This is a genomic window from Ensifer sp. B1-9, assembly GCF_050474445.1.
Classification (GTDB): domain Bacteria; phylum Pseudomonadota; class Alphaproteobacteria; order Rhizobiales; family Rhizobiaceae; genus Ensifer.
Window position 1 is genome coordinate 212,513 of record NZ_JBCHVG010000016.1, and the last position, 6,294, is coordinate 218,806.

Consider the following 6,294-nt stretch of genomic DNA (forward strand, 5'->3'; position numbering starts at 1 on the left):
GGCTGGGGATGCCGATGTTTTCCAAACTCCTGATTGCCAATCGCGGCGAGATTGCCTGCCGGGTGATGCGTACCGCCAAGGGTCTCGGCATTCGCACGGTCGCCGTCTATTCCGATGCCGATGTCGGAGCGCTGCACGTGGCTCTTGCCGATGAGGCGATCCGCATCGGCCCGCCGCCGGCGCTCGAAAGCTATCTCTCGGCCGAACACATCATCGCCGCCGCACGCGCGGTCGGTGCGGATGCAATCCACCCGGGTTACGGTTTTCTCTCGGAGAATGCCGATTTCGCCGACGCCGTTGAAGCGGCGGGTATCACTTTCGTCGGGCCGTCGGCGCGGGCGATCCGTGCGATGGGCCTGAAGGATGCCGCCAAGGCGCTGATGGAGCAGTCCGGCGTGCCGGTCGTTCCCGGTTACCACGGCGAGCGGCAGGATGCCGACTTCCTCGCGCAGGAAGCGGCGAATGTCGGTTATCCGGTGTTGATCAAGGCGCGCGCCGGCGGCGGCGGCAAAGGCATGCGTCGCGTTGACAGCGCCACCGAGTTTCCGGCCGCACTCGAGGCGGCGCGGCGCGAGGCGGAAGCCGCTTTCGGCGATGGTTCGGTGCTGATCGAGAAATACCTGACGAAGCCCCGGCATATCGAAGTGCAGGTCTTCGGCGACCGGCACGGCAATATTCTGCATCTCTTCGAGCGTGATTGCTCACTGCAGCGCCGCCACCAGAAGGTGATCGAGGAGGCGCCGGCCCCCGGCATGACCGCGGAGGTGCGGCGCGCCATGGGCGATGCCGCAGTTCGGGCAGCCCAGGCCATCGGCTATGTCGGCGCGGGCACCGTCGAATTCATCGCTGATGTGACGGATGGGCTGTGGCCGGACCAGTTTTACTTCATGGAAATGAACACCCGGCTGCAAGTCGAGCATCCGGTCACCGAAGCGATCACCGGCATCGATCTCGTCGAGTGGCAATTGCGTGCCGCTGCCGGCGAAGCGTTGCCGAAGCGGCAGAGTGAGATCGGCATCGACGGTTGGGCGTTCGAAGCCCGCATCTACGCGGAAGACCCGTCCCACGGGTTCCTGCCGGCGACCGGGCGGCTGACGACGCTGAGCTTTCCGGAGGATGGCGTGCGGATCGATGCCGGTGTTCGCCAAGGCGACCGGATCACACCGTTCTACGACCCGCTGATCGCCAAACTGATCGTCCATGGTCCGAATCGCTCGACCGCGCTTGCAAAGCTTGAAAATGCGCTGCGGGCTTGCCGCATCGGCGGTACGGTGACCAATCTCGATTTTCTGGCGCGTCTTGCTGCGGAGCCGGATTTTCGCGCCGGACATCCCGATACCGGCCTGATCGACCGTTCGATCGGACAACTCACGGCAACGATGGCGCCAAGCGATGCGGCGCTGGCGCTGGCGGCGATCATCTCGACCGGAGCCCTGCTGCCGGATGGATCTGTCGATCTGTGGTCTGCGCTCGGCCATTGGCAGATCTGGGGCGACGCCAGCAGGAACGTCACGATCGAGCACAGCAGCGGGAGGGCGATTGTCACGCTCGCTGCGCGCGGCCGCGACCAGTTTGCGGTCCACACCGGAACGGCGGCTCTGCCTGTGGTGATCCTCGACCGCTTCACCGATGGCGCCCGCGCCGAAATCTCCGGCGCGCAGCATGAGTTCCGCTTCCTGCGCGAAGGCGAGCAGATCACCCTGTTTCTCAACGGTGAAACCTATGTGCTGCGCCTGCCCGATGCGCTTGGCGCCGGTCATTCCAGCGAGGTGGCCGACGACGAGGTCTCGGCGCCGATGCCCGGCATCGTCAAGCTCATCCGGGTCCGTCCGGGTGAAGCGGTCGAAAAGGGACAGGCGCTCGCCGTCATGGAGGCAATGAAGATGGAACTCACGCTGTCCGCCTCGCGCGCCGGCGTGGTCGAAAGCGTTCTGGTCGGCGAAGGCGAGCAGGTGAGCGCCGGCGCCGTGTTGGTCATGCTCCAGCAGGAGATCGCGGTATGAGTGGATCGGCGTCGCGGCATGTGACGATCGTCGAGATGGCGCCGCGCGACGGGCTGCAGAACGAAAGCCGCCTTGTCGATACGGCTGACAAAATTCGCCTCGTCGACATGCTCTCTGACTGCGGCTATGAGCGGATCGAGGTAACGAGCTTCGTTAGCCCGAAATGGGTGCCGCAGATGGCGGACGCCGCCGAAGTCATGGGCGGCATTCGCCGGCGACCCGGTACGCGCTACGCCGTACTGACGCCCAACATGCGCGGGCTCGAAGCGGCACTCGAGGCCGGCGCCGACGAGGTGGCGATTTTCGCCTCCGCTTCCGAAACTTTCTCGCAGAAGAACATCAATTGCTCGATCGCCGAAAGCATCGAGCGGTTTCGCCCGATTGCCGACACCTGCCGTGAGCGCGGACTTCTGCTGCGCGGCTACGTCAGTTGCGTCGTCGAGTGCCCCTATGAGGGCGCGATTGCGCCGGCCAGTGCTACTTACGTCGCCGGTCTGCTCGACGATCTCGGCTGCTACGAGACCAGTCTCGGCGACACGATCGGCCGCGGCACACCGGAGCCTGTGGATGCGATGCTGGCCAAAGTGCTGGAGCGCATTCCGTCCGAGAGGCTTGCCGGCCACTTCCATGATACGTCCGGCCGCGCACTGGACAATATCGCCGTGGCGCTCGAGCGCGGCCTGCGGGTTTTCGATGCCTCGGCTGGAGGGCTCGGCGGCTGTCCCTATGCGCCGGGAGCGGCCGGCAATGTCGATACGCTCGCCGTCAACGCCTTCGTCACCGGCAAGGGGTTCTCGACCGGTCTCGACCCGGCGAAGCTTGGGCAGGCGGCGGCTTTCGCGCGGACCCTGAGGACAAGATCATGACTTTTGAAACGATCCGGATCGCGACCGACAGGCGCGGGGTCGCCCGGCTGACGCTGGCGCAACCGCAAAAGCACAACGCACTGTCGGCGAGGATGATCGGCGAACTGACCGAAGCCGCCCGCGCGCTTTCGGACGACCGCTCGGTCCGGGCCGTCATACTGGAAGCGGAAGGCCGTAGCTTCTGCGCCGGCGGCGATCTCGGCTGGATGCGTGAGCAGTTCGATGCGGATCGGGCGACCTGCATCACTGAAGCGACGCGGCTTGCGATGATGTTCAAGGCGCTGAATGAGATCGCCAAGCCGGTGATCGGTCGTCTTCACGGCAATGCCTTCGGCGGCGGTGTCGGCCTCATGAGTATCTGCGATGCCGCCGTTGCCGCAGCCGACGCCAAATTTGGATTGACCGAGACCCGCCTTGGCCTGATCCCAGCCACCATCAGCCCCTATGTCGTCGCCCGGATCGGTGAGGGCAACGCGCGACGGCTGTTCATGTCCGCCCGTCTGTTCGATGCGGAGGAGGCGCGCGCTTTGGGACTGGTCACGGCCGTTGCCGCGGCCGACGCACTGGACGCGACGGTCGAAGCGGAGATAGGGCCCTATCTGGTAACGGCCCCTGAAGCCACAGGTCGGGCCAAGCGGCTGGCGCGTTCGCTCGGATCCCCGATCACCGAGCAGACCATTGCCGCGACGATCGAGCAGCTCGCCGATTGCTGGGAGTCCGACGAGGCTCGCGAAGGTGTCGGCGCCTTTTTTGACAAGCGTGAGCCCTCCTGGCGGCAATAGGCCTTCCTTGATCCCGGGGGCGGCCTGCCGAAACGCCGGCTTCCTGGCTCTGAAGCCCATGCCCCGAAGCGCAGCTCCGGACGGAAAACCGGGGTCGCGTTAGAGCACTTTGCCCGGATTGAGGATTCCCTTCGGATCGAGCGCCTGCTTGATCCGCCGCATCAGCTCGAGTTCGGCGGGGCTGCGCGAATGGTCGAGGAAATCCCGCTTCAGCGTACCGATACCGTGCTCAGCCGAGATCGAGCCGCGATAGCGCCGCACGATCTCGTAGACGATGCCGTCGACGACATGTGGCGTCTCGGTATCGCTGTCCGGTTCCGAGAAGGCGATGTGCAGGTTGCTGTCGGCCACGTGGCCGAAGAAGGAGACGTGGGCGGCGGGGAAACGCGCAGACAGGGCCTGGCCGCATTCCGCGGCGAAGCGACCGATATCGCCGATCGGCAGGCTGACATCGAGGTTGATCAGCGCGGGCAGGAGCTGGTCCATCGCGTGGCCCTCACGAATGCTCCAGAAGGAGCGGCTCTCCTTCGCCGATTGGGCAATCAGCGCATCGCTGATGATGCCGGCTTCGAGGGTCTCGCCGAGAAAGGCCTCGAATACATCGCGCTCGCTGTCGTCGCTCAGCAGATCCTGCTCGACGATGACGGCGAAGGGCGGAATTTCCGCGAACAGCTTTTGCTTTTCGGCTTCGGCATTGAAGCGGAAGTAGCTTTGCCACATGGCCTCGAAGGCCGAGAGTCCGGACAGATGGTGCTGGCAGCGCGTAAGGAAGGCAACGACAGCGTCGTAGCTGTCGAGGGCACAAAGCGCCGTCAGTCGGCCCGCCGGCAGCGGCCGCAGCCGGAGGACGGCGCGGGTAATGACGCCGAGCGTTCCCTCGGAGCCGATAAAATACTGGCGCAGGTCGTAGCCGGTGTTGTTCTTGATCATCTTGTTGAGCGACGAGACGATCGTGCCGTCGGCGAGCACGACCTCGAGGCCGAGCACGTTGTCGCGCGTCACGCCATAGCGAAGCACCCGGATGCCGCCGGCATTGGTGGAAAGGTTGCCGCCGATCTGGCAGGAGCCGCGCGCACCCAGATCGATTGGCAGCAGGAGGCCTGCGTCTTCGGCGGCGCGCTGCGCAAGCTCGAGCGGCGTGCCGGCCCGCACCGTCATGGTCCCCGCCTGCGGGTCGATTTCCTCGATGCCGGTAAAACGTTCGAGCGAAATCACCACGGCATCGCTGCCGGCATTCGCTCCGCCGGCAAGTCCGGTGAGGCCACCCTGGACCACGACCGTCTGGCCGCGCTCGTTGCAGAGACGGAGGGCTTCCGCAATTTCCTCGCTGCGCGTTGGCCTGATAACGGCCTTCGGCAGTGCGCGGCCGGTCAGGCTGGCGTCACTGCGATGGCGTTCGCCGATCTCGGTTCCCGTCAGGACGATGTCGCCGAGGGCTTGTTTCAGGTCGTTGACGATCGTCATGCGCTGCTCCCGTTTCCGCGGCCATTGTCGGCAGCGGGCGTCCCTGCTTAGCGCATATCGAAGCAAACCGAAATCAGCCGGCGACGCTCAAACGTTCTTCGCCAGCCGTGACCGGGCGATGAAATCAGGTGCCCGTGCGGGCGAGTTCGAAGGCTTCCCTCTCTCCGGATTCCTCCCCATCCTGCTGTTCCGTCGTTGCCTCTTCCGTCTCCTGCTTTCCATCCCTGAACAACTTCCATTTGGTCGGGCGGAAGGCGACGCGGCTGTGGTCGCCGGCGGCGGCGCGTTCGGGGGAGAGCTCGATCTCGACAGGCGGGTGGTTGCGGCCGAGGTCGAGTTCGAGATGGCGGGTGCCGGCGACGCGGCGGCTGGCGGTGACGAGGCCGGCAAGACAGCCGCCGCAGCCGTCGATCAGCTCGATGTCGTGCGGGCGGAAGAAGAGATTGGCCGGGCCGTCCGGCTCGGCCGGAGCCCTAAGGCCGATCGGCCGGTCCTCGAACCAGATCTCGCCGTTGGCGAGCGTCACCGCGAGGCAGTTCGACTGGCCGATGAAGCCATAGACGAAGGGCGAGACCGGATGGTCGTAGATCTCGTCGGGGGTGCCGACCTGCTCGATCGCGCCCTTGCTCATGACGACGACGCGATCGGCCAGCTCCAGCGCCTCCTCCTGATCGTGGGTGACGAAGATCGTCGTGTGGCCGGTGCGGTCGTGGATCTCCCTGAGCCACTTGCGCAGTTCCTTCCGGACCTGGGCGTCGAGCGCGCCGAAGGGCTCGTCGAGCAGCAGCACGTTCGGTTCGACCGCCATGGCGCGGGCAAGGGCCACACGCTGGCGCTGGCCGCCGGAGAGCTGCGCCGGATAACGCTTGTCGAGGCCGGAAAGCTGCACCAGGTCGAGGAGATCGAGCGCCCGCTGGCGGATCTCGGCCGCCGGCGGCCGGCGGTTGGCGGGCCGCACCTTGAGGCCGAAGGCGACATTGTCGAGCACCGTCATGTGGCGGAACAGGGCATAGTGCTGGAAGACGAAGCCGATGTTGCGCTCCTGCACCGTTTTTTGCGAGGCATCCTCGTCGCCGAAGAAGACCGTGCCGCCGGTCGGGCTTTCGAGCCCGGCGACGAGGCGCAACAGCGTCGTCTTGCCGGAGCCGGAGGGACCTAAGAGCGCGATCAGCTCGCCGG

5 protein-coding genes are annotated in these 6,294 nt (G+C 65.7%); 3 read left to right on the forward strand and 2 right to left on the reverse strand.

What is annotated here, in order from left to right:
* Nucleotides 1–14: 14 nt before the first annotated feature.
* The 3 genes from ACQ5BM_RS27985 to ACQ5BM_RS27995 are packed head-to-tail and all read left to right on the forward strand — an operon-like array spanning nucleotide 15 to nucleotide 3,651.
* Complete coding sequence (locus ACQ5BM_RS27985; RefSeq protein WP_429818342.1) at nucleotides 15–2,003, forward strand: acetyl/propionyl/methylcrotonyl-CoA carboxylase subunit alpha; 1,989 nt, start codon at nucleotides 15–17, stop codon at nucleotides 2,001–2,003.
* Nucleotides 2,000–2,869, forward strand: a complete 870-nt coding sequence (locus ACQ5BM_RS27990) for a hydroxymethylglutaryl-CoA lyase (protein ID WP_429818343.1) — start codon at nucleotides 2,000–2,002, stop codon at nucleotides 2,867–2,869. The genes ACQ5BM_RS27985 and ACQ5BM_RS27990 overlap by 4 nt, the downstream gene beginning before the upstream one ends.
* Nucleotides 2,866–3,651 carry a crotonase/enoyl-CoA hydratase family protein gene (locus ACQ5BM_RS27995; RefSeq protein WP_429818345.1) on the forward strand — a complete coding sequence of 262 codons (786 nt, stop codon included), beginning with the start codon at nucleotides 2,866–2,868 and terminating at the stop codon, nucleotides 3,649–3,651. Before ACQ5BM_RS27990 ends, ACQ5BM_RS27995 begins: the two co-directional genes overlap by 4 nt.
* A gap of 99 nt (nucleotides 3,652–3,750) precedes the next feature.
* Here ACQ5BM_RS27995 and ACQ5BM_RS28000 read toward each other — a convergent pair whose 3' ends face one another.
* Together ACQ5BM_RS28000 and ACQ5BM_RS28005 are read right to left on the reverse strand one after the other, a co-directional pair.
* On the reverse strand, nucleotides 3,751–5,115 hold the full coding sequence (locus tag ACQ5BM_RS28000; protein WP_429818346.1) for an FAD-binding oxidoreductase: 1,365 nt from the start codon (nucleotides 5,113–5,115) through the stop codon (nucleotides 3,751–3,753).
* 124 nt (nucleotides 5,116–5,239) lie between these two features.
* Nucleotides 5,240–6,294, reverse strand: a 1,055-nt coding sequence (locus ACQ5BM_RS28005) for a sulfate/molybdate ABC transporter ATP-binding protein (RefSeq protein WP_429818348.1), incomplete at its 5' end; no start/stop codon positions are given.